At 41.9% G+C, this 25,391-nt stretch carries 25 protein-coding genes, 1 other RNA gene and 1 riboswitch; of the genes, 12 read left to right on the forward strand and 14 right to left on the reverse strand.

The features are described from left to right. Positions 1-109: 109 nt before the first annotated feature. From ACFGVS_RS03970 to ACFGVS_RS03985, 4 genes are all read left to right on the forward strand, one after another. Positions 110-613, forward strand: a complete 504-nt coding sequence (locus ACFGVS_RS03970) for a helix-turn-helix transcriptional regulator (protein ID WP_439697554.1) — start codon at positions 110-112, stop codon at positions 611-613. Further along, a complete protein-coding gene (locus ACFGVS_RS03975) occupies positions 613-1,263 on the forward strand; it encodes a nucleotidyl transferase AbiEii/AbiGii toxin family protein (protein ID WP_274213426.1) in 651 nt (216 codons plus the stop codon). Before ACFGVS_RS03970 ends, ACFGVS_RS03975 begins: the two co-directional genes overlap by 1 nt. A 63-nt stretch (positions 1,264-1,326) precedes the next feature. After that, a complete protein-coding gene (locus tag ACFGVS_RS03980; protein ID WP_439697555.1) occupies positions 1,327-2,037 on the forward strand; it encodes a DUF92 domain-containing protein in 711 nt (236 codons plus the stop codon). A gap of 16 nt (positions 2,038-2,053) precedes the next feature. Next, a complete protein-coding gene (locus ACFGVS_RS03985) occupies positions 2,054-2,830 on the forward strand; it encodes a zinc-dependent peptidase (protein WP_439697556.1) in 777 nt (258 codons plus the stop codon). Here the strand turns inward: ACFGVS_RS03985 and ACFGVS_RS03990 are convergent. Next, complete coding sequence (locus ACFGVS_RS03990) at positions 2,827-3,645, reverse strand: MBL fold metallo-hydrolase (RefSeq protein WP_439697557.1); 819 nt, start codon at positions 3,643-3,645, stop codon at positions 2,827-2,829. The genes ACFGVS_RS03985 and ACFGVS_RS03990 overlap by 4 nt on opposite strands. Positions 3,646-3,805: 160 nt before the next feature. Here ACFGVS_RS03990 and ACFGVS_RS03995 point away from each other — a divergent pair, with 160 nt between their 5' ends. Continuing rightward, positions 3,806-4,459 carry a YceH family protein gene (locus tag ACFGVS_RS03995; RefSeq protein WP_439697558.1) on the forward strand — a complete coding sequence of 218 codons (654 nt, stop codon included), beginning with the start codon at positions 3,806-3,808 and terminating at the stop codon, positions 4,457-4,459. A gap of 36 nt (positions 4,460-4,495) precedes the next feature. On the opposite strand, the gene ACFGVS_RS04000 is transcribed toward ACFGVS_RS03995, so the two are convergent. Further along, complete coding sequence (locus ACFGVS_RS04000) at positions 4,496-8,791, reverse strand: two-component regulator propeller domain-containing protein (protein ID WP_439697559.1); 4,296 nt, start codon at positions 8,789-8,791, stop codon at positions 4,496-4,498. A 264-nt stretch (positions 8,792-9,055) separates the two neighbouring features. Between ACFGVS_RS04000 and ACFGVS_RS04005 the strand changes: the two genes are divergently transcribed. Beyond that, on the forward strand, positions 9,056-9,280 hold the full coding sequence (locus ACFGVS_RS04005; protein WP_274213421.1) for a VF530 family protein: 225 nt from the start codon (positions 9,056-9,058) through the stop codon (positions 9,278-9,280). On the opposite strand, the gene ACFGVS_RS04010 is transcribed toward ACFGVS_RS04005, so the two are convergent. Both ACFGVS_RS04010 and ACFGVS_RS04015 read right to left on the reverse strand, forming a co-directional pair. Next, positions 9,277-10,569, reverse strand: a complete 1,293-nt coding sequence (locus tag ACFGVS_RS04010) for a DEAD/DEAH box helicase (protein WP_439697560.1) — start codon at positions 10,567-10,569, stop codon at positions 9,277-9,279. The genes ACFGVS_RS04005 and ACFGVS_RS04010 overlap by 4 nt on opposite strands. Positions 10,570-10,672: 103 nt before the next feature. After that, positions 10,673-11,482, reverse strand: a complete 810-nt coding sequence (locus ACFGVS_RS04015; RefSeq protein WP_439697561.1) for a tRNA pseudouridine synthase A — start codon at positions 11,480-11,482, stop codon at positions 10,673-10,675. Positions 11,483-11,608: 126 nt separating this feature from the next. After that, a riboswitch (cobalamin riboswitch) is annotated at positions 11,609-11,807 on the forward strand. A gap of 120 nt (positions 11,808-11,927) precedes the next feature. Between ACFGVS_RS04015 and ACFGVS_RS04020 the strand changes: the two genes are divergently transcribed. The 4 genes from ACFGVS_RS04020 to ACFGVS_RS04035 all read left to right on the forward strand — a co-directional run bounded on the left by ACFGVS_RS04020 (position 11,928) and on the right by ACFGVS_RS04035 (position 16,057). After that, a complete protein-coding gene (locus tag ACFGVS_RS04020) occupies positions 11,928-13,880 on the forward strand; it encodes a TonB-dependent receptor plug domain-containing protein (protein ID WP_439697562.1) in 1,953 nt (650 codons plus the stop codon). 50 nt (positions 13,881-13,930) lie between these two features. Continuing rightward, on the forward strand, positions 13,931-14,503 hold the full coding sequence (locus ACFGVS_RS04025; protein ID WP_090651045.1) for a DUF6580 family putative transport protein: 573 nt from the start codon (positions 13,931-13,933) through the stop codon (positions 14,501-14,503). 72 nt (positions 14,504-14,575) lie between these two features. Continuing rightward, complete coding sequence (locus ACFGVS_RS04030; RefSeq protein WP_439697563.1) at positions 14,576-15,265, forward strand: SIR2 family NAD-dependent protein deacylase; 690 nt, start codon at positions 14,576-14,578, stop codon at positions 15,263-15,265. Between the two features lie 78 nt (positions 15,266-15,343). Then, the gene (locus ACFGVS_RS04035) at positions 15,344-16,057 is read left to right on the forward strand and encodes a diphthine--ammonia ligase (RefSeq protein WP_439697564.1); all 714 of its coding nucleotides are present in this window, start codon (positions 15,344-15,346) and stop codon (positions 16,055-16,057) included. Between the two features lie 228 nt (positions 16,058-16,285). Here the strand turns inward: ACFGVS_RS04035 and ACFGVS_RS04040 are convergent, their stop codons facing one another. Both ACFGVS_RS04040 and ACFGVS_RS04045 read right to left on the reverse strand, forming a co-directional pair. After that, positions 16,286-16,534, reverse strand: a complete 249-nt coding sequence (locus ACFGVS_RS04040) for a hypothetical protein (RefSeq protein ID WP_439697565.1) — start codon at positions 16,532-16,534, stop codon at positions 16,286-16,288. Positions 16,535-16,537: 3 nt separating this feature from the next. Next, entirely contained in the window at positions 16,538-17,239 is a 702-nt protein-coding gene (locus ACFGVS_RS04045) for a DUF3291 domain-containing protein (RefSeq protein ID WP_439697566.1), read from the reverse strand. 489 nt (positions 17,240-17,728) lie between these two features. Between ACFGVS_RS04045 and ACFGVS_RS04050 the strand changes: the two genes are divergently transcribed. Beyond that, positions 17,729-18,442 (forward strand): ThuA domain-containing protein, encoded by a 714-nt coding sequence (locus ACFGVS_RS04050; protein WP_439697567.1) that lies wholly within the window; start codon positions 17,729-17,731, stop codon positions 18,440-18,442. 125 nt (positions 18,443-18,567) lie between these two features. Here ACFGVS_RS04050 and ACFGVS_RS04055 read toward each other — a convergent pair whose 3' ends face one another. The 8 genes from ACFGVS_RS04055 to ACFGVS_RS04090 all read right to left on the reverse strand — a co-directional run bounded on the left by ACFGVS_RS04055 (position 18,568) and on the right by ACFGVS_RS04090 (position 24,044). Next, the gene (locus ACFGVS_RS04055) at positions 18,568-19,527 is read right to left on the reverse strand and encodes a YpdA family putative bacillithiol disulfide reductase (RefSeq protein ID WP_439697568.1); all 960 of its coding nucleotides are present in this window, start codon (positions 19,525-19,527) and stop codon (positions 18,568-18,570) included. Positions 19,528-19,635: 108 nt separating this feature from the next. After that, the gene (locus ACFGVS_RS04060) at positions 19,636-20,301 is read right to left on the reverse strand and encodes an adenylate/guanylate cyclase domain-containing protein (RefSeq protein ID WP_439697569.1); all 666 of its coding nucleotides are present in this window, start codon (positions 20,299-20,301) and stop codon (positions 19,636-19,638) included. Between the two features lie 249 nt (positions 20,302-20,550). Beyond that, positions 20,551-21,015: a hypothetical protein gene (locus tag ACFGVS_RS04065; protein WP_439697570.1), complete on the reverse strand. Its 465-nt coding sequence runs from the start codon at positions 21,013-21,015 to the stop codon at positions 20,551-20,553. A gap of 217 nt (positions 21,016-21,232) precedes the next feature. Continuing rightward, positions 21,233-21,331: signal recognition particle sRNA small type (ffs, locus tag ACFGVS_RS04070), an RNA gene on the reverse strand. A gap of 235 nt (positions 21,332-21,566) precedes the next feature. After that, positions 21,567-22,100, reverse strand: coding sequence for a hypothetical protein (locus ACFGVS_RS04075; protein WP_274213386.1), 534 nt, complete (start codon positions 22,098-22,100; stop codon positions 21,567-21,569). A gap of 102 nt (positions 22,101-22,202) precedes the next feature. Then, on the reverse strand, positions 22,203-22,775 hold the full coding sequence (locus ACFGVS_RS04080; RefSeq protein WP_439697571.1) for a hypothetical protein: 573 nt from the start codon (positions 22,773-22,775) through the stop codon (positions 22,203-22,205). Between the two features lie 7 nt (positions 22,776-22,782). Next, entirely contained in the window at positions 22,783-23,403 is a 621-nt protein-coding gene (locus tag ACFGVS_RS04085; protein ID WP_090651056.1) for a hypothetical protein, read from the reverse strand. A gap of 11 nt (positions 23,404-23,414) precedes the next feature. Continuing rightward, positions 23,415-24,044 (reverse strand): 2'-5' RNA ligase family protein, encoded by a 630-nt coding sequence (locus ACFGVS_RS04090; protein ID WP_439697572.1) that lies wholly within the window; start codon positions 24,042-24,044, stop codon positions 23,415-23,417. 72 nt (positions 24,045-24,116) lie between these two features. Between ACFGVS_RS04090 and dinB the strand changes: the two genes are divergently transcribed. Beyond that, the gene (dinB, locus tag ACFGVS_RS04095; protein ID WP_439697573.1) at positions 24,117-25,301 is read left to right on the forward strand and encodes a DNA polymerase IV; all 1,185 of its coding nucleotides are present in this window, start codon (positions 24,117-24,119) and stop codon (positions 25,299-25,301) included. The last annotated feature ends 90 nt before the right edge of the window (positions 25,302-25,391 follow it).

Raw genomic sequence — 25,391 nt, forward strand, 5'->3', positions numbered from 1 at the left:
TTTGCAGTTAAGGTAGATTAATATGAAACGCTACAGATTTGTCACCCTGATCATAAGGTACGTACTATATAAAAATTGGAATTATAAACAAATCTGTTTATTTTTGAAGATGGAGAAATGGATCGAAAAATATCGTGGAATTAATCCTGGCGCAATTTTGGACCGGGAGCTGAAAAAGAAAAAGCTAAAACAAACAGCTTTTGCCAGGGATATTAAGCTACCTGCTCAAACATTAAATGCGATTATAAAAGGTAAAAGGAAAATGACGCCCGAAGTAGCCTTTAAAATAGACAACGCACTTGGTTTGGAAGAGAGCACGATGGCTATTTTACAAGCTATGTACGATACTACATTGGTTAAACATAAGATCGGGATTATTAATCGTCCTGATATATCCAGGCTCCGCAGGATATTGTTTTGGGACACTGATTTTGACAAAATTGACTGGCAACGGCAGAAAAACGCCGTTATCCGGCGTGTGTGGGAACGTGGTAATGAAGACGAGAAAAAGGAGATACAACGGTTTTACGGCATTGATAGTACATATGCTGTTATAAATGAGATTAAGCCCAATCGTCCAGATCCTTCATTTTTAAGAAAAAAATCCAGCTAATGCTCCATTGGAATACGGTATCCGTACAGCTTAAACAAACCCTGGCTACCTTAATGCAAGCTGATGTATTAAAAGACCATCGGTTGGTTGGCGGCACCGCCCTTAGCTTATATTTAGGCCACCGAATGTCGGTAGACATTGATTTATTTACTGATGCCGGTAACTACGGCAAAATAAATTACAACAAAATAGAGGAATATTTGAGAAACAGCTTTCCTTATGTAAGCGGCGACTTTGGAAGTGATCCTGTATTCGGCAAGTCGTATCTCATCGGCGAGAATAAAGATAATATCGTCAAAGTGGATATTTACTATGCCAGTGAGCCGTTTTTCGGGGAGTTAATCGAAAGCGACGGCATTCGTTTAGCCTCTGTTGAAGAAATCATCGCAATGAAGGTCGACGTAGTGCGACGGGGCGGCAGGAAGAAGGACTTTTGGGACCTTCATGAGTTGCTCGAACAATATTCGATTAACCAAATGATAGCGTTACACGCTACGGGATATGAATGGACACATGATGAAGAACTCATCACCAAAAACTTTACTGACTTCGGGCAAGCGGATGAAGATTTTGATCCTATTTGCCTCAAAGGGAAGGAATGGGCGTTCATTAAAGAAGATTTTGAAGAAGCAGTTAACAGCCGGCAGTGAAATAAGAATTTTTATCGCCATAAAAAAACTGCTTTACTTATACAATAAAAACCTTTGGCAATTATGTTTAATAGTAATGCTTTATTGGCCGCCATTATTATCGCCGGCGTAAGCTATAGCGTTATAGCCAAAAAGCTAACCGTTGCCGCTGCTTTAACCGGTGGGGTAGTGGCTTACCTGGTTTTTACAGGTGCAGGGTTTACAGGTATAGCAATGATGACCAGCTTTTTTATTTTAGGATCGGCCGCTACATCCTGGCAACAAAATAAAAAGCAGGCGTTTGCCATAGCTGAAGAACACAAAAGCGGGCGAACAACCGGGCAGGTATTGGCCAATGCAGGCGTACCGGCTATTATTGGCATCCTGGTGTTATTTTATCCCCGGCATAGTCATTTATTTACACTGATGATGGCTGCAGGTTTTGCCTCGGCCACGGCCGATACCTTATCATCTGAACTGGGGACAGTTTATGGTACAAGGTTTTTCAATGTTATCACGCTAAAACCCGATCAACGGGGATTGGACGGCGTAATAAGCGTGGAAGGATCATTGATTGGTATTGCAGGAAGCTGCGTAATAGCCTTAATTTATGGCATTGGTTTTGGCCGGGATTTGAACCTGATTTCGATAATTATAGCAGGTACCGCAGGGAATTTAAGTGATTCGGTATTGGGGGCATTGTTGGAGCGCAAGGGCATCATTGGTAATAATACTGTTAACTTTTTAAATACATTTATAGCCGCATTGGTCGCGCTGTTGTTTTACTTTATTTAATCCTCACATTTACCACATGGCTTTTATAATAATTGGCTTTATCGTTTTAGCACTGATCGGCTATTTCATTTTAAAAAACAACAAATCAAAATCGGCCGGCATTGTTGCCAATACCGATTACAAACCTGTTTTGTTGCAAAACATATCGTTTTACCGGGAATTAGACGATACGGGCAAGCTATTGTTTAAGCAAAAAGTAAATAGCTTTTTATCGCGCATCACCATAGAAGGTGTGGGAACTGTGGTTGATGACATCGACAGAGTGATGATAGCTTCAAGTGCCGTGATTCCCATATTTGGTTTTAAAGATTGGGAATACCGCAACTTAACCAATGTAATATTATACCCGGATACTTTTGATGGTGAGTTTCAGTTTGAAGGAGGCAGCCGGAACATATTGGGTATGGTTGGTAGCGGTTATATGAACGGGCAAATGATATTATCGAGGGCGGCGCTCATCAAAGGTTTTTCCAAATCGGCAGGGAAGGAGAATACCGCTATCCATGAATTTGTGCACCTGCTGGATAAAAGCGATGGCGCTACCGACGGCGTACCCGAAAACCTGCTGGCTCACGAATATGTATTGCCCTGGCTAAAGATGATACACCAGGAAATTCATAAAATTGAAGCGGGTAAATCAGATATCAATCCCTATGCAATTACCAACGAAGCTGAATTTTTTGCGGTAGTAGCCGAATATTTTTTTCAAAAGCCAACCGAGCTTAAGCACAAACATCCCGAACTCTACGAAATACTAAGCACCATATTTATGCAGGATAGGGCCGGTGATTAATTAAAGCCTAAATCAAGCTGCCCTAAAACTTCCAGTGTTTTACCCGGGTTGCCATCAATAAGATAGACAGGGGTCTCCTCATGCCTTGAAGCTACAACAATGTGAACACCATCGGCGCAGGCAGAAAAAAGCTCTTCCACCAGTTTTGGATCGTTGTTGTTTTTGGAGAGGTGCGACAGCAGCAAATGCGTCATATGTGCCGGGCGATGTGTTGTAAATAAGGCCAAAGCTTGCTTGTTGCTCAGGTGCCCCTTACCGCCACGGATACGCCTTTTAAGATGATAGGGGTAGCCGCCGGTGTCCAGCATAACCTCATCGTAATTAGCCTCTAAAAAAGCGGCGTGGCATTGGCTGAAATAGCGGATAAGCCTGTCGCAAACCATGCCCAGGTCGGTAAATACGCCAACTTTAATGTCGCGGCAACTAACTATAAAACTATGGGGCTCCGATGCATCATGCTCTTTGGGGAAGGATGTCACTTCCAACTGGCCAATGGTAACTGTTTCAAACTCGTGCAGGTGGTGGATTAGTTTGGCATCTACCGTGTTTCCTAAATGAAGCAGGGTACCAGGAGTGATATAAACAGGCAGGTTAAACTTTTTGGCCAGTACCGGAATGCCCCGGATATGGTCGGAATGTTCATGGGATACAAAAATGGCTTTTACCTTGCTCATGGGCAGGCCCAGGCGGGCCATGCGTTTTTCGGTTTCGCGACACGATATACCTGCATCAACCAAAATAGCCTCCTGATCGTTCCCCACATAATAGCAATTGCCATTACTACCCGAATTTAGTGATGTAATAAATAAAGACATGTTTTTGAGCCAAAAGCTGAAGGCCGAAAGCTAAAAGCCGTCACTTCAAATGTATGATACAAAGTAACGGATTTACTGAATAATTTTGTTTCTGACTTGCCTAATCTTTTAAATAAACTGAAGTTTTTTTGCACTTATAAAAACCTGCTTATATTTAGCCATGGATTCACCGCAAACTTTACCCGTACTTGATGCCGCCGAACTGCGTGTGCTTGGCTCGCTGATGGAAAAAAGCAAAACCACACCCGACTATTACCCCATGACCCTTAACGGGTTAACCGCTGCCTGTAACCAGAAGACCTCCCGCAAGCCAGTGATGAACTACGATGAAGCTACAGTAACTGAAGCCCTGAACACGCTAAAAAGGCGCGGACTAATTTCGACAGCAACCGGCGGATCTATCCGTAATATCAAGTACAAGCATAACTTTGCTATCGTTTTCCCGGTAATACCGGCCGAGGTGGCTTTAATTTGCCTGCTGATACTACGGGGGCCGCAAACGCCAGGTGAGTTAAACACCAACTCGGGCAGGTTGTACGAATTTGAATCGATAGAAGAAGTCCAGGAAATGCTGGAAAAACTGGCCGATCCGGCTATGCCTTATATCGTACAACTCCCCAAACGCCCCGGTCAAAAGGAACAGCGTTACGCGCATTTACTGGCCGGTACTCCTGATATTAATGACGACGAGGAAATAGAAGAGACCGGTGGTCGCTCTTCAAGTGGTCTTGAAGCGCGTGTAACCAAACTGGAGCTTGAACTTGCCGAAATGAAGGAGGCCTTTGATAAGTTGATGAAGGAGTTGATGGGGTAATAGTAGCTTAATTATTGTTTATAAGAACCATCAATTCTACTTAACTTTCTTACCCACCCAGGCCATCATTTTATGCGCCGCTTTCAACACGGCAATCAGCCCTTCCGATTTCATGGGTTTGGCAATATAATCGTCCATGCCTTCCGCTATGCACATATCGCGGTCACCAGGGCCGGCATTGGCGGTCATGGCGATGATAAAAGGCTGTAGCTTACGGTTGCTTTCACGGATTGACCGGGTGGCCTCAAAACCGTCCATTTCGGGCATCTGCACATCCATCAATATGACGTTAAATTCCTGCTCGTCCAGTTTTTTTAATACTTCAAGTCCATTCTCTACCATTGCAAATTCATAGCCCAGTTTGCTCAGCATCCGGCTTATTAGTTTTTGGTTAACCTGGTTATCTTCGGCCACAAGTATATTTAGCGGATATTCCACCGCGAAGTTACTGTCAAGCAACTTAACTGCTTTGGGTTCGGGCGCCGGCGCTTTTCCAACACTCCTCAATTCGGCTTGTACGCTTTTGCCTAACTGATTTAGCTTAACCGGTTTTGTTAAAATAGCTGCAAACAAGCCCGGATATTTTACCTTCGAGCTATCGCCAATGGAACTGAGCATGATAATGGGCAGCTGCGGATATTTTATTTTGGCAGCCTCGGCAAAGCCAACACCATCCATTTCCGGCATTTCCATATCGGTTATAATCAGGTTATAGTCGTTATCATTGGCCAGCAAATCAAGTCCCTCTGTCGCAGATGATGCTGTATGTGTAATAAGGCCCCATTGCTCCAGTTGGGTTTTAAGGATAAAACGATTGGTTTTATTATCATCAACAACCAATACCTTTTTGCCTTCCAGATCAGCGGTATCAAATACCAGGGGAACATATTTTGATTGTTTTTGGCTCACCGCAACTTTGATAGTAAACACAAATACCGATCCTTCGCCATACACACTCTCTACCCAAATATCGCCGCCCATCAATTTAACCAGGCGTTGGCTAATTACCAGGCCAAGGCCGGTGCCGCCGTATTTGCGCGTGGTTGATGAATCGGCCTGCCAAAAGGCGTTGAACAAGCTGGATACCTTTTCTTCAGAAATACCTATACCGGTATCCATGATACTGAAACCTATTTCAATCTGTCCATCGGGATGTGTTTTCGACGAAAATACCTTTATAAATACTTCTCCCTTTTGCGTGAATTTAAGTGCATTGCCGGTTAAATTGGTAATAACCTGTTTAAGGCGCAAACTATCACCAATAACCTGCTGGGGCAGGGCAGGGTCTATCTGGTACACCAGTTCCAGTCCCTGTTGCGAAGCTATGGGCGAGAAAATGTCCATCACTTCCTCAATGCAATGGCGTAGGTCAAAATCCTCCTGCTCCATATTCATCTTGCCCGACTCTATCTTAGAGAAATCAAGAATGTCATTTATCACGTTCACCAGGCTATCGCCGCATGATATGATGGTATCCGTATATTCCCGCTGTTCGGTGTTCAGCTCGGTTTCGCCCAAAAGGGAAGCCATGCCTATAACGCCGTTCATCGGCGTACGAATTTCGTGACTCATGGTGGCAAGGAAAATACTTTTAGCCTGGTTGGCTTTGTCGGCCTCTTCACGGGCCTCTTTTTCATGCGCCATATGCAATTCCAGCTCTTCCGATTGGGATAATAGCTCCTCATTTAAGGCTTGCAACTCTTCCGACTGTGCCTGCAATTCTTCGTTTAGTAACTGCAAATCTTCCGATTGCTTTTTTAATTCCTGCGATTGTTGTAAAACTTCGGTGGTACGCTCAGATACCTGCTCTTCCAGCAAACGTTTTTGATTTTCTATGCTGTTTACCTTCCACCGGTAAAGGCTATAAATTAAAGTAAGCACAAGCAAAAGTATAGCCGAAATAAACCACCAGGTAAGCCAGAAAGGGGGCAAAATGGTAAGATTTAAACTTAGCTCGTGCTTTGACCACTGGCCATCGCTGTTACGGCTTTTTACCTTGAAAGTGTAGTCGCCAGCCGGTAAATTGGTATATGTAGCAGTATTTTTGGTGCCTACATAGTTCCAGTTTTTATCGAAGTTTTCTAACTGGTATGCATATTCTTTTTTATTAGCCTGGGCAAAATCCAGTGATACAAATTCAAAAGAAATAACCGATTGCTCATGGGTTAAAGTAATAGATTTTGTTTCCGTAATATCCCTTTTTAATGGTGAGGGATCATCATTGGTTTGGGCTACAGGAACAGTTTTATTAAAGATTTGGAAATCGGTTAACCGTAGTGGTGGATCATAAACGGCTTGGGTTATCCTGTCAGGATTAAATATGTTGAATCCGTTAACCCCGCCGAAATATAAAGTGCCATCATGGCTTTTTACAGCTGCGTGTGGTTTAAACTCATCGGCCTGTAAACCATCGTCAGTAGTAAAATTCCTGAACGTTTTTGTTCGCGGGTTGAATCTCGACAGGCCATTATTGCCGCTTATCCAAAGATTGTAGTTATTATCCTCTCTTATAGCATAAGCGTAATCATTAGGTAAGCCATCCCTGGCTTTATAAACGGTAAATTTGTTTGTTTTAGGATCAAAACGATTTAAACCATTATAAGTGCAGATCCATATGTTCCCCAAATGATCCTCGAACAAATCAAGAGCGGAATTATTGCTCAAGCTGTTTTTTGACGCATCATATTTAAAAGTTTTAAACGTATTGCTTGTTGTATTAAAAAGGTTTAAGCCGGCATCATTGGTACCAACCCAAAGGTTACCTTTCGAGTCGCCTAAAAGCGAATTAATATTATCGCTGCTAATGCTTTGCGGGTCGCTTGCCTTATGCCTGTAATGAATAAAACTGTTTGTTTTAGGATCAAATAAATCAAGCCCCTGCCCAAGCGTGCCAATCCATATTTTATGATCAAGGGTGGTTGTTATAGCATATACGTTGTCGCCGCCTAAGCTGGTAGAATCGTTTTCATTGTGTTTGTATGTTTTGAATTTGCGGATTTGCAAATTCATCACACTTACGCCATCGCCCCAGGTACCTATCCATAGGTTATTTTTGTCATCTTCTTTTAAGGCCAGGTTATTATTGCCCCCAATACTCGTTTTATCCCGGGCATTAAAACGATAAACTTTAAAAGTCCCTGTTTTAATATCAAACAGGTTTAGTCCGCCGCCATCAGTGCCAACCCAAATATTATGGTTTTTATCTTCGGTAATACTTAGTACAAAATTATTAGATAAGCTGTTGGCCCGTGAGTTGTGTTTAAATTGGGTGAAATTTTCATTCGTCTTTTTATAAAAGCTAATGCCTGATGCAAAGGTGCTTAGCCACATATTGCCAAACTTATCTTTCAATATCACATCAACGGAATTGCTGGGGATACTGCTATTATCTATATCGTCCTGGAAGTGATTACTGAATTTGCCTTCGGTAAAATTAAAAATGCTGAGTCCGCCGTTTTCAGTACCTATCCATAAGTTATGGTTGCTGTCTTCGTTAATGCATTGTATCCCGTTATACGGTAACGAATTGGAGTTATTGGCAATGTTTTTAAAATGTCTAAACGTTAGCGTATTGGCATCAAATAAGTTTAATCCGTTCCCGGTGCCAACCCATAGCCGGTGGTTGCTATCCTCAAAAATACTGGTTATTCTGTCCGAAGATATGGTTCTGTCGTCGTTTTCATCATGTTTAAAACTGGTAAAACTTTTGGTTTTAGGATTAAAAAGATTTAGGCCAGATGCGGTACCTATCCATATATTTTTTTTACCATCAACATAAATAACCCTTGCGTGATCATCGCTCAGGCTGCGTGGATCATCCTTATTGTACTTGTAGTGAACAAATTTGTTTTGACTGATGATGTACTCATCAACGCCATCCTTTAAAGTAGCTATCCATAAATTACCATCCTTATCCAGGGCAACGTTTACAGTGTAATTGTTTGTAAGGCTGTTTGGTAGTTTATCGTTGTGCAGATAACGGTAAAAGCGGTTCTTTTGGCGATCGTATCTATTAATACCACCGCTGGTGGCTATCCACAGATCGCTATTTTTATCCTCAACAATATGGTTTACGGAATTATTGCTGATGCTGGTATTATCGTTGATATTATTTCTGAAAACCTTAAACTTACTGCCGTCATAGCGGTTTAAGCCATCACGCGTACCTACCCATATAAAGCCGCGGCTACCCTGGATCATGGAGTTTACATTAAGTTCGGAAAGGTTCTCCTTGCTGCCGATGTGCTGGAAGTGAATAGGCTGATCCTGGGCAATTGCTGATAATGATATAGCTTGAAAAAATAAAACCAGGTAAAACTTATAGCCACTCATTTGATATCAGGATGTTATTAAATTGGGGTATATGGTGCATACAATTTAGATGCTGGAAATTAAGTAATTATTTGGTATTGTATGTCAAATATATTTAAACGGGGATAGATAAATATAGTTATGCTTTAGCTTAGGTTATTTTAATAAAATACCCTATAATTTTACACTATGTTTCCGCTAAACGAACTTAAAACCCCATGCTCTTTTAACACTTTGGCAATTTAAGCTGAAAAGATGTAAAACATAATTTATTTACATTTGCATATGCCGCAACAAGTAAATAACCCGCTTCATGGAAAAACTTTAGAAACGATCCTGAACGAACTGGTGGCCCGTTTCGGTTGGGCCGAACTTGGTTACCAGATAAGGATCAATTGTTTTTTGGATAATCCGAGCATATCATCCAGCCTGAAGTTTTTGCGCAAAACACCATGGGCACGTAAAAAGGTAGAGGATATGTATATCCACTATTTTACCAAAAAAAATTAGTGCTTGCGCTTATTGTTCATTTTAGCCTTTTGGCCCGAGCTAAAGTTATAAGTTTTTGAATTGGCAGCCTTTTTTTCATGAAAAGCTGCGCCAACTATAGGGGCATCGGGGTTTGGTTTAGGTTCTTTTTTTGCTTTTACCTCTTTTTCAATAATAAGCTCTTCGGGTAATTCTGCAAGGGCTATTTTTTTGCCGGTGGCCTGCTCAATCTTTTTAACCTGGCTAAGTTCCAGGTCGGTAGCAAAAGTGAGGGCCATTGTCTCGTTCTGGCTTTCCGGGTAATGGTTTGTTACACGATCAATAAATAGTTCTTTTTCTGCCGGTACGTCAAAATGAATGATAAAAGGAATATCCGCCAGGCTGAAAGCTTCTTCCTGCTCATTAGCTACCAACAGTACCCTGGCACCTTCATCAGCCTTAAAATCATCTATCGATTTAAAACCCGGACTATCAAAAAACTGGGGATTTAAATAAGCCACGGCAGTGCGTAAACGTGTTTGCAGACTTTTATAAACTTTATCGGCGGTGGCGCGGGCATTTACAAAAACTACGGTTTTGGTAAATAGCTCTTCATCGTACATAAACAAATTGAGCAGGTTTAATTTTGTACCGAAGTTGGGCAAGTTATATAAAAACTGCGGATGCGTTTCTAAGGGTTGCTCAGCTAATGCTTCTACTTCTACAATAGCGGGGTCCTTCATAAAAGGATCCAGCATTTTTTGCAGTTTGCTGTGCATTACCTCGGTAAATACCAGTTTCTGGCTTTTGCCAATGCTATTTGCCAGTTCTACAACAGGAAGCTGCATGCCTCTTTTTATCATTTCATCCGCATCGTCAACCACAAACATATCAACCTTGTTAAGGTTAAGGGCAAGCTTCAGGTAAATGGCGCGTGCCCTGTCGGGAGTAGCTACTACTATATCGGCACCGTCGGCCAAGGCGTCCATCTGGGCTTCAATACCCGGAGCAACGTACAAGCCAACAATTTTTATTGATTTGTTTTTGTTCAGGCGGTCAAATTGTTCTATCACCCCAAATACGTCCTCTTTATCGGGTACAAGGATCAATACACGCGGAACGCCTTCTGGCGCGTAATTAAAGCGGTTTAATACACCAAGCACATAGGTGGTAGTTTTGCCACTACCTTCGTAACCAATTGCGATGATATCCTGGCCACCTACAATTCTTGAAAGGGTTTTTAATTGCAGTTCTTTAGGGTTTGTAAAACCAGCTTCATTTACCGACCGAACCAGCTGTTTTTTCAGCTTCAATTTTTCAAACCACACCATCTGAGAACTTTATTAAGTATTTAAGAGGGCGAATTTACCTAAATTTCCTTGAAAAGAGTCAAGATTCAAGAATCAAGAGCCAAGACAGGGAATACTTTAGGTATTATATTGATTGCCAAACAGGGTTTTCATCCTTTTGGAGCAGGCCTGTAAACGTTGGTTTGGCGGGGATATCAAGGTAAGGATACGTTACTTTTGACAGGTATAGTCCCTGGGGATAGGCTGGGATGATGATTTTTGGCGTTTGTTTGCTGATGAGGTGACTTTCAAATTCATCAACACTTATTTCGCCACGGCCAATTTCCAACAGGCGGCCGATAATGATCCTGATCATTTTGCTCAAAAACCGGTTAGCAGATATGTTGAACCGGAGCCTGTCGCCGTTACTGCTAACAAAAAGGCTTGCCGAGCTCACGTTGCAAATGGTATGGTCAACCCTGTCGGGCATTTTACAAAAGGCGCGGTAATCGTTATAACGCGGGAGCAGCGCTATAGCCTTTTTCATTTCATCAATGTTGAGGTTGGTTTCGGGATATAAGGCGCTAAAAGCACTTAAAAAAGGGTCTTTATAAGTATGAATAAAATAATCATATGAGCGCTGCACAGCATCAAACCGGGCGTGGGGCAGGCCCTGCATCGGGATGATATCAAATACCGCGATATCATCCGGCAGTATTTTATTGAGGCGGAAAAAGAGATCGAAATCCCATTCCTTTGCTAAATCGATATGAAAAAAAAATTGGCTGGCATGCACCTGCGTGTCGGTGCGGCCACAGCCGTTAACAGTTATGGGCGTTTTTAAAATTTGGCTTAAAGCTGTTTCAAAAACGGCTTGTACACTTGCAACGCCGGCATGTTTTTGCCAACCACTGTACTGTGTGCCGTGATAACCAATATGAAAAAAATAGCGCATAATTTCGTGCCCAAAAATCCGCAAAAATTATGGTAAAGCCATACAAAAACAAATGGGGATTGCTAAACGGATGGCTTTAAACCAGCTCGGGCTTTTCAAACAACTTGCGTATCTGCTGTACATAAACTACCTTTGCGGCGCTTTAGGTTCCTTTATTGCATATCATAAAGGATTAAAAGGGAATACGGTGTAAATCCGGAACTGTCCCGCAGCTGTAAGCTCCATAACCATAGTTCATTCTATTAAAGTCACTTGAGCTTAAGCGCAGGGAAGACAGAACGAAAGGGGAGTAAGTCAGAAGACCTGCCAGAGCATTATAAATTATTCATAGCTTTCGTGGATTGAAGCCTGAATGTGAATGCTCTTCTTTTGGTGGTGTGTTTTCATTTTATCAGTCCGTGTTGCGCTATTAAACTGCATTATTATTTAACGCTATAGCAAATACATGAAAAAAAAGTACCTTAAAATTGTTTTAGGATTAGGATTATTACAGGTGGGTTTATGCAACACTACCGTGCTCGCGCAGGATACCACCCGATTATTAAATAATGTAGTTGTCACCGCAACCCGCTCACCAAAAAAATTAACCGATATAGGTAGGGTAGTTACCGTAATATCGGCAGAGCAAATCAACCGTTCGCAAGGCAAAACATTACCCCAGTTGTTGAATACCGTACCCGGGATAACTTTCTCTGGTGCCCAGAACGCGCCCGGCATTAGTACCTCAGTTTTTTTACGCGGGGCATCGTCGGGTAATACTTTAATATTAATAGACGGTTTTCCGGTTAACAACGCAGGCTCAATTGATGGTAGTTATGATCTTAATGCCTTCCCGTTAAACCAGGTAGAAAGAATTGAAATATTAAAAGGAAGCGGATCGACACTTTACGGATCAGACGCTGTGGCCGGTGTGATCAACATCATCACCAAACATCCGCAGGGACAGGGCTTAAAAGGTAATGTACAATTAACGGGCGGAAGTTATAATACTTTCCAGGAATCGGCCGGGCTAAGTGGTTTAATAAATCACACAGGTATTGCCGTTAACCTATCTAATACAGATTCAAGAGGTTTTGCGGCTGCTACCGATACTACAAATAAAGCCGGATTTAAAAAAGATGGTTTCCACCAACGTTCGGCAAGTGTAAACATCAATCAATATGTTTCTGAAAAATTTAGCCTGAACGGTAATTTCCAGGGTAGCTATAACACCGGCGATTTGCCTTATGGCGCTTTTACTAACGATAACAACTACACCTACAACAATACGTTTATATTTGGTGGTTTAGGAGCTAAAGTGAAATTACCAAAAGGAACATTGGTGTTTAATGCCAGCCAAAATACAGTTCGTAACAACTTTAAAAACCTGCCACCCGATAATTATGAAACCAACCAGGTAACAAAAAATACTGGCCGCATAAGCAATTTGGAAGCTGTTTTGAATTATAATTTGGGCAGGTATTTTGATATCACAAGTGGTGCCGGTTATAAATACAGCAATACCAGTCAATACAGTTTGTTTGAGCAAACTGGTTACCACCCCGGTCCAAGTGTTATAAGCGATGATACAGCCCACAATAGCATTACCAGTGTTTACACGTCGTTATTTTTTAAATCAAATATCTTCCACATGGAGTTGGGAGGCAGGTACAATCATCATAGCAAATATGGCGATAACTTCACCTATACCATTAACCCTTCGCTGTATTTAGCAGATCAGTTTAAAGTGTTCGGAACTATTGCTTCGGCCTTTAAATCACCATCTTTGTACCAGCTGTCTTCTCAATACGGAAATAGTAAATTGAAGCCTGAAACAACTACATCGTACGAGGCCGGATTTGATTGGGAGGTCGTAAAAAACACGCTATCATTTAACACCGTATTTTATAAACGCAATACAAAAGATGTAATTTATTTCTTCTCTGAATCTGTGCCTCCTTATAGTTCATTCTATAAAAATGGATCTTTTCAAAAAGATAAAGGCTTTGAGGCTGAACTGAAATACAATTCAAACAAGCTAACCGCATCAGCATATTTTGCTTATGTAACAGGTAAGCAAACGGATGAAGCTGGCAAACAAACGGCTAACTTATACCGCAGGCCCAAAAATACTTTCGGTGCTAATGTTTCATACCAGGCCTGTGCAAATTTCCTGATAGGTGTAAATTACAAATATACCGGCAACAGGGCCGATCAAAATTTCGCCACTTATCCATCTACAATAACTACTTTAAAAAGCTACAACCTGGTTGATTTGCACCTGCAGCTAAAAGCCACCAAAAATCTGGATGTATTTGGGGACCTGAACAACGTACTCGATCAAAAATATACCGATTGGCTGGGTTATAACACACGGGGTATAAACTTTACGCTTGGTGCAAAATACCAGTTTAATTAGTAGTTTTTATTTAACATGATTATGAGTAATTTTACATCATAAATAAAACCATGAATAAAAAAGATACCATCAACAGGAACATTATCCTGATTTTAATGATAGTTGTTGCCGCAGCTTTCAGGCTAATAACCTTTAAGTATAAGGAACTGAGTAACTTTACACCTGTGGGCGCGATAGCTGTATTTGGCGGTGTTTACTTCACTGAAAAATGGAAGGGATATGTAACTGTATTACTTACCCTTTTTACTACCGATATCATCATCAATTACCTGTATACCTCAAAAGTTACTTTGTGGTATAGTGGTGCGGCGTGGGTTTATCTTTGCTTTGCGTTGATGGTTTTAGTAGGTAGCTTTATCAAAAAGGTAAATGTGCTTAACGTGTTGCTGGCAGCTGTTGCATCGGTATTGATTCACTGGCTCATTATCGATCTGCCATTTTTATACGGTACACTGTATCCGCATACTTTAGCAGGTTATGGTCAATCGTTAGTTAAGGCTATTCCTTTTGAAAAAAATATGGTGTTAGGAGACATGGTGTTTGGTTTACTACTATTTGGCGGTTTTGAACTTGCTAAAACCAGGTACACTTTTTTACGCACACAAAAACAATTGGCACTTTAATTTAAATTGATAAAATTGAAAAGCGATCTGCCATTATGCAGGTCGCTTTTTTTATGAACAAATATTTACCTTATGAAAAAGTTGGTAGTATTAACAGGAGCAGGAATAAGCGCTGAGAGCGGTTTAAAGACTTTCAGAGACAGCGACGGCCTTTGGGAGGGTTACAATATAGAAGATGTGGCTACACCCGAAGCGTGGCAGCGTAACCCGGCCCTTGTACAGCAGTTTTATAACGAGCGACGTAAAAATGTGATGGATGCGAAGCCTAATGCCGCACACTATGCCCTGGCCAAACTGGAAGCGAAATACGATGTAACCATCATTACCCAAAATATAGACGACCTGCATGAAAGGGCAGGCTCCACCAATGTGGTACACCTGCACGGCATCATTACCCGTTCGCAATCAAGTGTTAACCCCGAGCTTACTTACCCCATTGATGGGTGGGAGATTGGCATGAACGAGGTATGCGAATTAGGATCGCCGTTACGCGCCCACGTTGTTTGGTTTGGCGAAGCTGTGCCCATGATTGAAACGGCCGCAAGAATTTGTGGCCGTGCGGAGATTTTTATGCTGATCGGTTCCTCGTTGGCCGTATACCCGGCCGCCGGATTGATTGGCTATGTAAACCGCGATGTACCCCGATATGTTATCGACCCTAAAATACCCGATATCAATGTGCGCGGCCCGGTCATCAAGATCCAGGAAAAAGCGACAGTAGGGGTGGTGGCCCTGGTAAATGAATTGTTAAATGAGCAATAACATATATACATCCTGTCAATGCTACTTCACCAATCTGCCAAATCACTAATTCACTAAATCAATAATTCAATAATTAAAATGAAGTGTATTTTTAACTGGAGCGGCGGTAAAGACAGCGCACTGGCTTTGTACCATTGCCTGCAAAATGCTGACCTTGACATCAGGTACCTGGTAACAACTGTTAACGATGCTGCCGACAGGATCTCGATGCATGGCGTACGCACGGAACTATTGATAAAACAGGCCGAAAGTATTGGTATACCATTATACCAGATCCGGCTGCCCGAGATGCCGGGCATGAAAGAGTATGACGAGGTTATGCATTATCACCTGGCTCATTTCAAAAGCGAGGGGATAACGCATTCTATTTTCGGCGATATCTTTTTGCAGGATTTGAAAGACTATCGTGATGCAAGGCTGAGCGAAGTTGGCCTTACCGGTATTTATCCGTTATGGAAACGTGACACCCGCGAACTGATCAATGAATTTTTAAGCCTTGGATTTGGAACGGTGATAGCCTGCACACAGGCTCGCCTTGAACGAATAGTAGGGCGGGAGCTCAGTGCCGAACTGATTGATGCCCTGCCCGATGATGTAGATGTTTGCGGCGAGAACGGCGAGTTTCACACCTTCACTTTTAAGGGGCCTATTTTTTCAAATCCCGTTAACTATAAAACCGGGATTAAAATTTTTAAGGAATATCAGGCCCCTAAAAACACAGACGATTCCTGCGTTACAAACCCGGATCACAAACCAGCCGGATTTTGGTATTGTGACCTTATTTTAGCTTAACCTCCCATTTATTTGGCTGATATTGTCACCAAATAAAATTACTTATAAAATTTAAATTATTAATAATCAATAATTTATTGTTATTTAGTTAGATTTTTAGTTTAATGAACAGAGAGAGTTAGGTCATTAATTGCAGGCATTTTGTGTATTTTGCCAAATATAATCCTGTTCGTTAAAGTTGTTTGTTTTAAAATCCTGTAAATCAACTACTAATCCTGTAAATCCTGTTTAAAAATTGTACCGGTAATATGCATCTTTAAAATCAGCACGCATCTCTATAAACCGGGCGGCAACTTTGGTTAAAAACTCCTCATCAAGCAATTCAAAAACACTGTTAACGCCATCGGTTAAATCCATTTCGGCAACTTTAAAACTTTGCTCCAGGGTACCCTGTTCTATCTTTACAATAAACTTTTGGTTCATATTCATGATCGTAACTTTAAAATCGGAGTGCGGTAGTTCGGCAATAATTCTCATATTTTAATTTTTCAATAAATCTTTTAAAGGGTCTTTACCGTCCAGCGAACCAAAGCTGGCAACCAGCCGGAAGCGGGCAAATAACTCTTCGCTATACCAGTTCTCGCTGCGGGTAAGTTTTATTACCTCGGCGTGCTCCCGGCTTTTGTAGGCAAAGTTTTTTACATCATCAATGCTTTTCCAAACAGAAAATGTTGCCTGCCGGTAAACAGGGGCTTCGCCAACGCCAAACGATGTAACGTAACCAGGGGCTAAGGTCATTAGACCAGCCACCTCATCCACATGACTCCAGAAATTCTTAAGCCTGCTTATGCGGATGGTGGCCCGTGTTAGCACAGCCACGGGGCCGGTATAATTTGTGGCTTCGGGATTGCCAAAGGGTTCTTTGCCACTCCACTTACCATGGCTTTGCAGGGGCTGGCATAGTACGGTATAACCTTCATGGCCAAATATTTTCCACCAGCCCGATACAAACGACCGGTTATAAAACCTGTCAAAATCTTCACGGCTTTCCCAGCAGGCTAATAAGCCCCACTGCTGCCAGTCGGGTTGTAAATCAAAAGTTCCGTTTTTGCCCGAGCCAAGCAACTTATAAAATGTGCAGCCTTTTTGCAGCAACAGCGGCAGCCGGTGGATAGCCATGGCGAGTAATGCGAATGGTATAAACAGCTTGCGGTAACGTATTATGGTTAAGCTAACATACATGTATCTGCTAAATAAAAGATTTAATGTGATATAGTTGGAATTTACCTTCAGGAAGCAGAATTTTTACATAAAGGTGTCAGGGCAACGGCATCTGAATAATTGGCGGCGATAAGCTGTTATTTAATAATTGCTAAAACGATACCTTATGTTTATTGCCTCATCCTGCCAAAAGATCCAAGTTGCTTCGGCACCCTGTTTTGACCAAAAACAGGTACAAATATTTGGATGCACTTAAATTGCGTGATACATCAAATTAGTGTTAACCATGATAAATTATAAATAATTAACTATCAAATACTTATAAACAAAATATCTGAAATATGTTAAGTTATGTTAACCCAACTCAGATGCGTTTTGCCCGATAAAGTTGCCGCGAGAATTGTGGTCGATGATCTGCAGCTTTCAAAACTAAACCTTGCGACGTGAAACATTAATACTAAATTGCATAACGGAATTACATTTCCAAACTAACCTTTTGAAATATCAATTATGAAAAAATTAATCATCATTTGCCTGCTAACGGGCTTGGCTATCATCAATGCAGCCGCCAAAACCAAAGTGCTGGTATTTTGCAAAACAGCCGGGTTTCATCACAATTCTATAGCGGTTGGCGTACCGGCTATTATGAAGCTGGGGGCCGAAAATGGCTTTGCTGTGGATAGCACCACCAACGCCGAAAAGTTTACTGCCGCCAACTTAAAGCAATATGCGGCTGTAATATTTTTAAGTACTACGGGTGATGTTTTGAACGATGCGCAGCAAACAGCCTTTGAACAGTATATTAAAGCCGGTGGTGGCTTTGTTGGCGTACATGCTGCTACCGATACCGAATATGATTGGGCCTGGTATGGCAAGCTGGTTGGGGCTTATTTTAAAAGTCACCCTAAACAGCAGGAAGCGGTTTTACATGTTGTCGACCATGATTTTATTGCCACCAACCACCTGCCCGAAGATTGGAAACGCTGGGACGAATGGTATAATTACAAATGGATAGGTGATGACCTGCATATATTGATCAAGATAGATGAAAAAAGCTACACAGGCGGCGAAAACGGCGATAACCATCCTATGGCCTGGTATCACAGCTTTGATGGCGGCAGGGCCTTTTATACTGAGCTTGGGCACACCGACGAGTCATATGCCGATCCGTTATACCTGAAGCATTTGCTGGGCGGGATTCAATATGCAATAGGGAAGAAGTAGTTGGCATCTGAAGGATGCTCTCTATGGGAGGAATCCAGGAAAAGCCTATGAACAAATCTCCGGCCTGATAAACAGGATGCAGATAGGGCCGGAGATGTTCATCAGTTGAATTTTATGCTATTGATCTATTGCCTTTTTGCAACTATATCATTCATAATCATATCGGCATGCACCCGCGAGTTTTCAATAAACCAAAGGTGGGTATCCAATCCTCCGCAAACTACGCCCGCAAGGTATAAACCGGGCAGGTTGGTTTCCATCGTTTCCGGATTGTATTGGGGAATAAATTTATCTTCGGACAGGATAATGCCCAGTTTTTTCAGAAAATCGAAATTGGGTTTATAGCCTGTCATCGCCATTACAAAATCGTTAGGCATGGTAATCAATCCATCAGGTGTTTTGATATCAACCTCATGCTCGCGGATGGCTTCAAGATTGGAGTTGAAATAAGCCTTTATACTGCCTTCTTTTATCCGGTTAATGATATCCGGCCGTACCCAGTATTTAACCCTGCTGCTAATCTCAGGCCCACGCACCACGAGGGTAACATCGGCGCCCTTGCGATAGGTTTCCAGAGCCACATCAATGGCCGAATTGCTGGAACCAACCACCACCACTTTTTGCGAGGTATAATAATGCGGATCCAGGTAATAGTGTTTTACTTTGGGAAGATCTTCGCCCGGGATATTTAAATTAACCGCTATGTCATAAAAGCCGGTAGATAGGATGACCTTTTTTGCCCGGTAAGTTGTTTTATTGGTTGTTATAGTATAGCCATCATCATCGGCCTTTACGTTGGTTACCTCCTCAAATAAATGGAGCGGAAGGTTGTTTGACAGGGCAACCCTGCGGTAATATTCCAGTGCATCGTTACGGGTGGGTTTGTTATGAACGGTTACAAAAGGTACGCCTCCAATCTCCAATTTCTCTGAAGTTGAGAAGAAGGTCATGGTAGAGGGATAATTATATAAAGAGTTTACCAGGCAGCCTTTTTCGACAATTGCAAAACTTAATCCTGCTTTTTGGGCTGCCAGGCCGCAAGCTAAACCTATGGGGCCGCCACCTATAATGAGTATATCGAGCATGCTGCTAAGATAGGCAGTTTTTGAGAGACAATTGTGAATCGATCTGCACAAGTGCCAATTTTGATTAAATAAGTAAAATGTTCAGGAGGAACCAGCTGCACTTATATGTTAACCAGAAATAGCCATTAAATAGTCCAGGTTTGGTTGGGTGCGATTGCTGTATGGCCTTCCTGCCAGCCGGACCTGTTGCCCCTGGCTGATCCCTTGTAGCTGTACAGTTTGATAATGGGCGATAGCCCCGTCATCTGCCAACAATTGATATGCATGCTCTGAAATGATCATGTCGTTATCCAACTCTTTAGTTTTGGCTTGTAGCCTGGATGCAATGTTGACAGGGAGGCCCATTACTGATAGTTGCGGAGCGTTATCCAATCCAAACTGGCCAACGAAAACATTACCAGCGTGCAAACCGACACCAATCTCGAGCGGGCCTTCATAATAAGGTTCGTCATAAGCTTCGTTATACAGGCCAACCGTTTGGAACATCACTTTAGCAGCCTGGTAGGCATTGTTCACGGATTCTTTTAACCCGGTTTGTAAACCAAACACAGCATACATACTGTCTCCGGCGATCTCTACCACCTTACCTTCGAATTTCTTAATGATTTGATTAAACGCGGTGAACAAACGGCGTACAATTTGAATGACGGTTTTACCAGACTGGGCTTCCAATAAGCCGGTGAAATTCCGGATATCGAGAAACAGGATGGCAAGTTCCTGTTCTTTGTCTGGGGGAGCAGGCACCGGGCTCAGCATGAAATAATTATTTTCCATATTAGTATAGACGATTAACACTTAAAACCATTTTAAACAAATGTAGAGGGATGACTAAATGGTGGCAAAGCAAAAAAGGTAAACCCGGGGCGCTTACCGGTAAAAGTAGGGATATGGGCGGTGAGCCGTGTCCTTTTTTGTACTGCCGACTGATATTAGGACGATTCAAAATACCAACAAAAAATTAACGTCCTTGCCGCGCGCCAAAAAAAAAGAATCCAATGGGTACTTTTAGCCGTTGACTATTTTTTAGAATGGCCGGAAATTTGGCCGGCTGATGAGCGGTGAAAACGACCAGGGCACCGAACTTAGTATTACCAGCAGGGCTACGGTTAACCAAATCGCCATTGTTTTAAATTTTTTCAGGTCATTGGTTTGTCGTTTGCTTTTGACAGAGCCCAGAGTAATAAGGGTTATCCCTATCAGCATCATGGTAACGTGTTCCATGCCAAAAAAACGGATTGCACGTTCATGTACTGCGGTGGCGAAGTGATGTAAGAAATAAGCAACAATAGGGCTGATGAAGTATAGCCAGACGCCCAGTATTAATTGAAGATGTGCTATGGTGGCTGTAGTATGCCTTACAATGTTATCGAATTTCAAATAAGGACTTCCTGATAACCAGCCACGGTACGAACGAAAGATAGCGAACAGGAGGGTTATCAATATCAGCCAGCGGGTGAGGGAGTGTAATGCCAATAAGGTTCCGTACATGTTTATGCAGACAATTATCTTGCAATAATATTTAATTTTTTTATGCTACGAAGCCTTGTGCGCATTTTTTGGGGTATTTGTTACCTGGCTTCTCTCCGTTATGATTTTTAATTATAAGGGGGGCAAACGGCTGTAGTCTGGGAGGAAACTTGATTACCGTCGCTTGGTTCACAATAAAAAAGGAACCCGCTTTTGGCAGGAAAAATATAGGCATAAAAAAGGGTAAGCTACTTTTATCGCGCCGCTCAACTCTCTACCCTTGCTGCGTTCCCACCCTGGGGGAGTTCAAGAGGAGCTGGCCGTAAAAGACTTACCCCGGGGCAAATATAGAAAAAGGATGCTTATCAGGTTAATAAATTGTTAAAAAAGGCTTACCCGCTGATAGTTAAAGGAATAGATTATTGTTTGTTGCCCGTTCCTGGTTACATCGGCCATAAACGCCAGCGCTTTGTTGGCCTTGAATGCTCGTGAACCGCGTGTTTTTAAAATTTACAGTGTTTTTTGATGGGTAGAAATAGCAAAGGCGGTTAAAATCACCGCCTCTTTATTTTTTACTTTGTTAATATCAATTCAAGATCTTTCTTAATCAGATCAGCGTTTTTGGGTTTAATCTCGTAATCGAAGTTAGCGGCACCATCAGTCGCGATCCGGATAATTGAAACTGATTTTGTTTTCAACGTTTCGATATCATCTTTCTCCAGTTTATAATATACCAGGTTAATAATCCGGTCGGCCTGCGAGCCGTAAGTTACATGGGCGTCGCCGCCTACATCAGGTTTTAAATCCAGTACGCTGTTATCAGTAAACTTGATATTGGTAATGTTGGCCGGACCGATAGACCAAACCCGAGGACCGTTCATATTATCTATCCTGAAGCACAGCACGTAACTGGTTCCTATTTTTTCCGCGTAAACGTATAATAGTCTGCCCGTAGCAAAGCCCAATTGTGTGTAAATTCGTTCATCGGATGTTTTCCATGTGGTGTCGCCTTTGATCTTATCGATCTCTGGTTTTTCTAATTTTTGGGCACTTGCAGAAAGCGCAATGCCGGTAGCTAAAATAGCCGACAAGTAAATTTTTTTCATTGTGAAATTTTTAGAGTTAAGTAATAATTTTTGAAAAGGTAATAGGTTTAAAGCCAACGAATTTTATTTTAAGGTTTAGGTTTTTTATTCAATATCAAGTTTTTATGCCACGGCCAGCTTTCTGTCGAAAGGGATTTTTTTATAAATCTTATAGCTGTCAAATTTGGTGTCGGCCTCTTTTTCCAGCACGGTTATACCATCGGCTAAAAACTCGTCTCTGTAATTAATTTTCACAAAATGCGGCCATAAGGTATTAAATGCCTCTATCGGTATTTTACGCGCAATGGTAATGTGTGGATGGAGCTTTTTTATCATCAGCAAATCCTTAATGACGGTAAACCAGTCGGATGTTTCTTTATCCAGTTCTATTTCCGCATAAATAGTACGGAAAGCCGGACCGTGCGAAAAAAAGTTAAATCCTGTTACCCTGATGTTGTGTACAGCTATCGTTCGCCTTATTATAAAATCGACCATATCATAAAAATGACCGATAACTTTGGGCTTTTGCGCCCCGGGTTCAACCTCATCCCTAATGACATCTAAAGTAATATGTGCACGCGAATTCATCCCCTGGAAATTACCAATGCGGTTAAAACACGCTTTTTTAAAAGCATTTATCTTTTGATCAATACGATCTGGCGGAGACAATACTGTCAGATAATATTTAAGGGCCATATTCAAGTTAAAAAAGACTGGTTTGTTTATTAACAGCAGCTGTGTTTTTTACATGCCGCATTAAATATTCCTGGTAAACACTGTTTAATGAATCGGCCGAACCTTTAAACTCAAATTCGCGATAAACAGACGTGCCGGAGTTAACCAGATTTTTTAAAATGGTGAATTTTGATACCACAAACCTCTTTTTCAACTCTTTCCTTTGAAAATAGGGCCAAAGTAAATTAAACTGTTCGGGGGTAAGTCCGCGTGCTATGGTAATGTGCGGTGTTCCACTGCCTTTGCCTACTATATCCCACAATAATTTAAGCCAGTAGGTATTATGGTCGCTTATCTTCAGCTTTGCGTAAATGGTTTTGTTATAGCCGTTATTTTCGTTAAAGCAATCAAAGCCATCTATTTCAAAAACAGCTGCCGGTAAAGCCGTCAACCTGCGCTCAAACATCGAAAAGCCATGGTCATGCACATGGATGGGGTGCTTTGGATAATTGTTGGTAGTGATATGAGGCTTCGACCCCATGCCGGGGTAATCGCCGATTACCCGCCGGGCTTCGTTTTTCAATTTAACAATCTCGGTATTAACATGATCTGGCAAGGACAATACGAAGTGAAAAAATGGCGAATTCATATAATTGCTGATTAAATTGTTTCAAATAAACTGGTTTGATCCTGGCCGACCATCTCAATCCGGCCGCCTTCAATGTTTTCTGTACCAATAAAGCCTTGCTGATTTTTAAATTCAAAGGCTTTAAAAAACTCCCATTTGGCATATGGATCAAACGTATCGCGCTTAACTACGGTAAGCGCATTTATCCAGAAAGGCTCTACCAGCTTTTTATGCCTTAAATGAGGCCATAACTTGTTGAAATCCTTTTCTGGTATATTCCTGGTGATAGTTATATGCGGCGTAAGCGCCTTTTTTATTTTTAGTTTTTTCTTTAACTGGTTAAACCAATCGTCAACCGCAGGTGTCGACCGTATATTGGCATATGTGGTGAATTTACCGTGCAGGTATGGGAAGTTTCCAAAACCATCAATATGCAGCAATACCGGCGGCAAGCTTGTCAATTCTGTTTCTAAAAATTCAATGCTTCTATCGGTCGTGAACGGTTTCTGGCGTTCCTTATGCTGGATAGAAATATGAGCAGGCGAGTTCATGCTTTGATAATCTCCAATAAGCTTTGCAGATGCCTTTTTATAGCGGGCAATTTCGGTTCTGATTATTTCCGGCGGCGAAAGCAGCATTAAGTGATCTTCGTACATCCTCATATTTTAAATTTCTCTCAATCAAAAATACTAATATAATTAGCAAAATACCAAATTAATTAGCAAATTTGTTTCATGGATCAAAAACGATATATCGTACACATCGATCTCGATTCCTTTTTTGTTTCGGTTGAGCGTAAGTTTAACCCGGCGCTTATTGGTATTCCGGTACTTATTGGTGGCTCGGCAGATAGGGGGGTAGTGGCCTCCTGTAGTTATGAGGCCCGTAAATTTGGAATCCACTCGGCCATGCCGATGAAACAGGCCATGAAGCTTTGCCCTCATGCTACAATAGTTCGGGGTTCCCATGGTCGCTATTCCGAAGCATCCAGGGAGGTTACGGATATCATCCAGGACTCGGTACCACTATTCCAGAAATCGTCGGTTGACGAGTTTTATATCGACCTTACCGGTATGGACAGGTTTTATGATTGCTACCAGGTTGCATCAAACCTTAGGCAACGGGTTATTAAAGAAACAGGCTTACCTATTTCATTTGGGATGGCATCGGGCAAAACGGTGGCTAAAATGGCTACCAATGCGGCTAAGCCTAACGGCCAGCTGTTTATTAAACACGGCGAAGAACTCCAATTCCTGGCACCTTTATCAATCAGCAGAATTCCCGGCCTTGGCGAAAGTACCGCCCAAAAGCTTTATCAATATGGCATAGAGAAAATTGGCGACCTGCAACGTACCAATCTTAGGTTTCTGGAAACCGTTTTCGGCAAGGCCGGGATTTTTCTTTGGGAGAGGGCGCATGGAATAGATCATAGCGAAATCACCCCGCATTCCGACCGTAAATCTATATCGACGGAGCACACCTTCGATATCAATGTAAACGATCAGCGCACCATTGAAACCATCCTTATTTCGATGACTGAAGAACTATCGTCAAAACTGCGGCGGGAAAATAAACTGGCATCATGCCTAGCTATCAAAATCAGGTATGCCAACTTTGAAACCCACACGCAGCAGCAAAAGATAGCCCTTACCGCTGCCGAACACATTTTGCTGCCAGGAGTTAAAAACCTGCTAAAAAAAGCCTGGAACCAGCACCGCCCCATCAGGTTGATAGGAGTAAGGTTGAGTAACCTGGCCAGCGGCCGCTACCAGATTAACCTGTTTGAGGATAACGAGGAACGTATTCGCTTATACCAGGCTATGGATAATATCAACTTTAAATTTGGCGATAAAACTGTTTGCCGCGCTGCAGGAATGGATATTGGCACGAGGAATTTTAATCCGTTTTTGAAAGGGTAGGTTACTAAAGAAAGAGAAGATACAGTTAAGGACAGTTTGTAAAAAAATCCGGTTAATTTAGCGCTTGTACTTCCGGTAAACCTGTAATTA

This window comes from Mucilaginibacter sediminis, from assembly GCF_051903035.1.
GTDB lineage: Bacteria > Bacteroidota > Bacteroidia > Sphingobacteriales > Sphingobacteriaceae > Mucilaginibacter.

Excerpts from the sequence above, each read along its gene's own strand:
- ACFGVS_RS03970 (WP_439697554.1), top strand. The coding sequence starts at position 110 with ATGGAGAAATGGATCGAAAAATATCGTGGAATTAATCCTGGCGCAATT.
- ACFGVS_RS03975 (WP_274213426.1), top strand. The coding sequence starts at position 613 with ATGCTCCATTGGAATACGGTATCCGTACAGCTTAAACAAACCCTGGCT.
- ACFGVS_RS03980 (WP_439697555.1), top strand. The coding sequence starts at position 1,327 with ATGTTTAATAGTAATGCTTTATTGGCCGCCATTATTATCGCCGGCGTA.
- ACFGVS_RS03985 (WP_439697556.1), top strand. The coding sequence starts at position 2,054 with ATGGCTTTTATAATAATTGGCTTTATCGTTTTAGCACTGATCGGCTAT.
- ACFGVS_RS03990 (WP_439697557.1), bottom strand. The coding sequence starts at position 3,645 with ATGTCTTTATTTATTACATCACTAAATTCGGGTAGTAATGGCAATTGC.
- ACFGVS_RS03995 (WP_439697558.1), top strand. The coding sequence starts at position 3,806 with ATGGATTCACCGCAAACTTTACCCGTACTTGATGCCGCCGAACTGCGT.
- ACFGVS_RS04000 (WP_439697559.1), bottom strand. The coding sequence starts at position 8,791 with ATGAGTGGCTATAAGTTTTACCTGGTTTTATTTTTTCAAGCTATATCA.
- ACFGVS_RS04005 (WP_274213421.1), top strand. The coding sequence starts at position 9,056 with ATGCCGCAACAAGTAAATAACCCGCTTCATGGAAAAACTTTAGAAACG.
- ACFGVS_RS04010 (WP_439697560.1), bottom strand. The coding sequence starts at position 10,569 with ATGGTGTGGTTTGAAAAATTGAAGCTGAAAAAACAGCTGGTTCGGTCG.
- ACFGVS_RS04015 (WP_439697561.1), bottom strand. The coding sequence starts at position 11,482 with ATGCGCTATTTTTTTCATATTGGTTATCACGGCACACAGTACAGTGGT.
- ACFGVS_RS04020 (WP_439697562.1), top strand. The coding sequence starts at position 11,928 with ATGAAAAAAAAGTACCTTAAAATTGTTTTAGGATTAGGATTATTACAG.
- ACFGVS_RS04025 (WP_090651045.1), top strand. The coding sequence starts at position 13,931 with ATGAATAAAAAAGATACCATCAACAGGAACATTATCCTGATTTTAATG.
- ACFGVS_RS04030 (WP_439697563.1), top strand. The coding sequence starts at position 14,576 with ATGAAAAAGTTGGTAGTATTAACAGGAGCAGGAATAAGCGCTGAGAGC.
- ACFGVS_RS04035 (WP_439697564.1), top strand. The coding sequence starts at position 15,344 with ATGAAGTGTATTTTTAACTGGAGCGGCGGTAAAGACAGCGCACTGGCT.
- ACFGVS_RS04040 (WP_439697565.1), bottom strand. The coding sequence starts at position 16,534 with ATGAGAATTATTGCCGAACTACCGCACTCCGATTTTAAAGTTACGATC.
- ACFGVS_RS04045 (WP_439697566.1), bottom strand. The coding sequence starts at position 17,239 with ATGTATGTTAGCTTAACCATAATACGTTACCGCAAGCTGTTTATACCA.
- ACFGVS_RS04050 (WP_439697567.1), top strand. The coding sequence starts at position 17,729 with ATGAAAAAATTAATCATCATTTGCCTGCTAACGGGCTTGGCTATCATC.
- ACFGVS_RS04055 (WP_439697568.1), bottom strand. The coding sequence starts at position 19,527 with ATGCTCGATATACTCATTATAGGTGGCGGCCCCATAGGTTTAGCTTGC.
- ACFGVS_RS04060 (WP_439697569.1), bottom strand. The coding sequence starts at position 20,301 with ATGGAAAATAATTATTTCATGCTGAGCCCGGTGCCTGCTCCCCCAGAC.
- ACFGVS_RS04065 (WP_439697570.1), bottom strand. The coding sequence starts at position 21,015 with ATGTACGGAACCTTATTGGCATTACACTCCCTCACCCGCTGGCTGATA.
- ACFGVS_RS04075 (WP_274213386.1), bottom strand. The coding sequence starts at position 22,100 with ATGAAAAAAATTTACTTGTCGGCTATTTTAGCTACCGGCATTGCGCTT.
- ACFGVS_RS04080 (WP_439697571.1), bottom strand. The coding sequence starts at position 22,775 with ATGGCCCTTAAATATTATCTGACAGTATTGTCTCCGCCAGATCGTATT.
- ACFGVS_RS04085 (WP_090651056.1), bottom strand. The coding sequence starts at position 23,403 with ATGAATTCGCCATTTTTTCACTTCGTATTGTCCTTGCCAGATCATGTT.
- ACFGVS_RS04090 (WP_439697572.1), bottom strand. The coding sequence starts at position 24,044 with ATGAGGATGTACGAAGATCACTTAATGCTGCTTTCGCCGCCGGAAATA.
- dinB (WP_439697573.1), top strand. The coding sequence starts at position 24,117 with ATGGATCAAAAACGATATATCGTACACATCGATCTCGATTCCTTTTTT.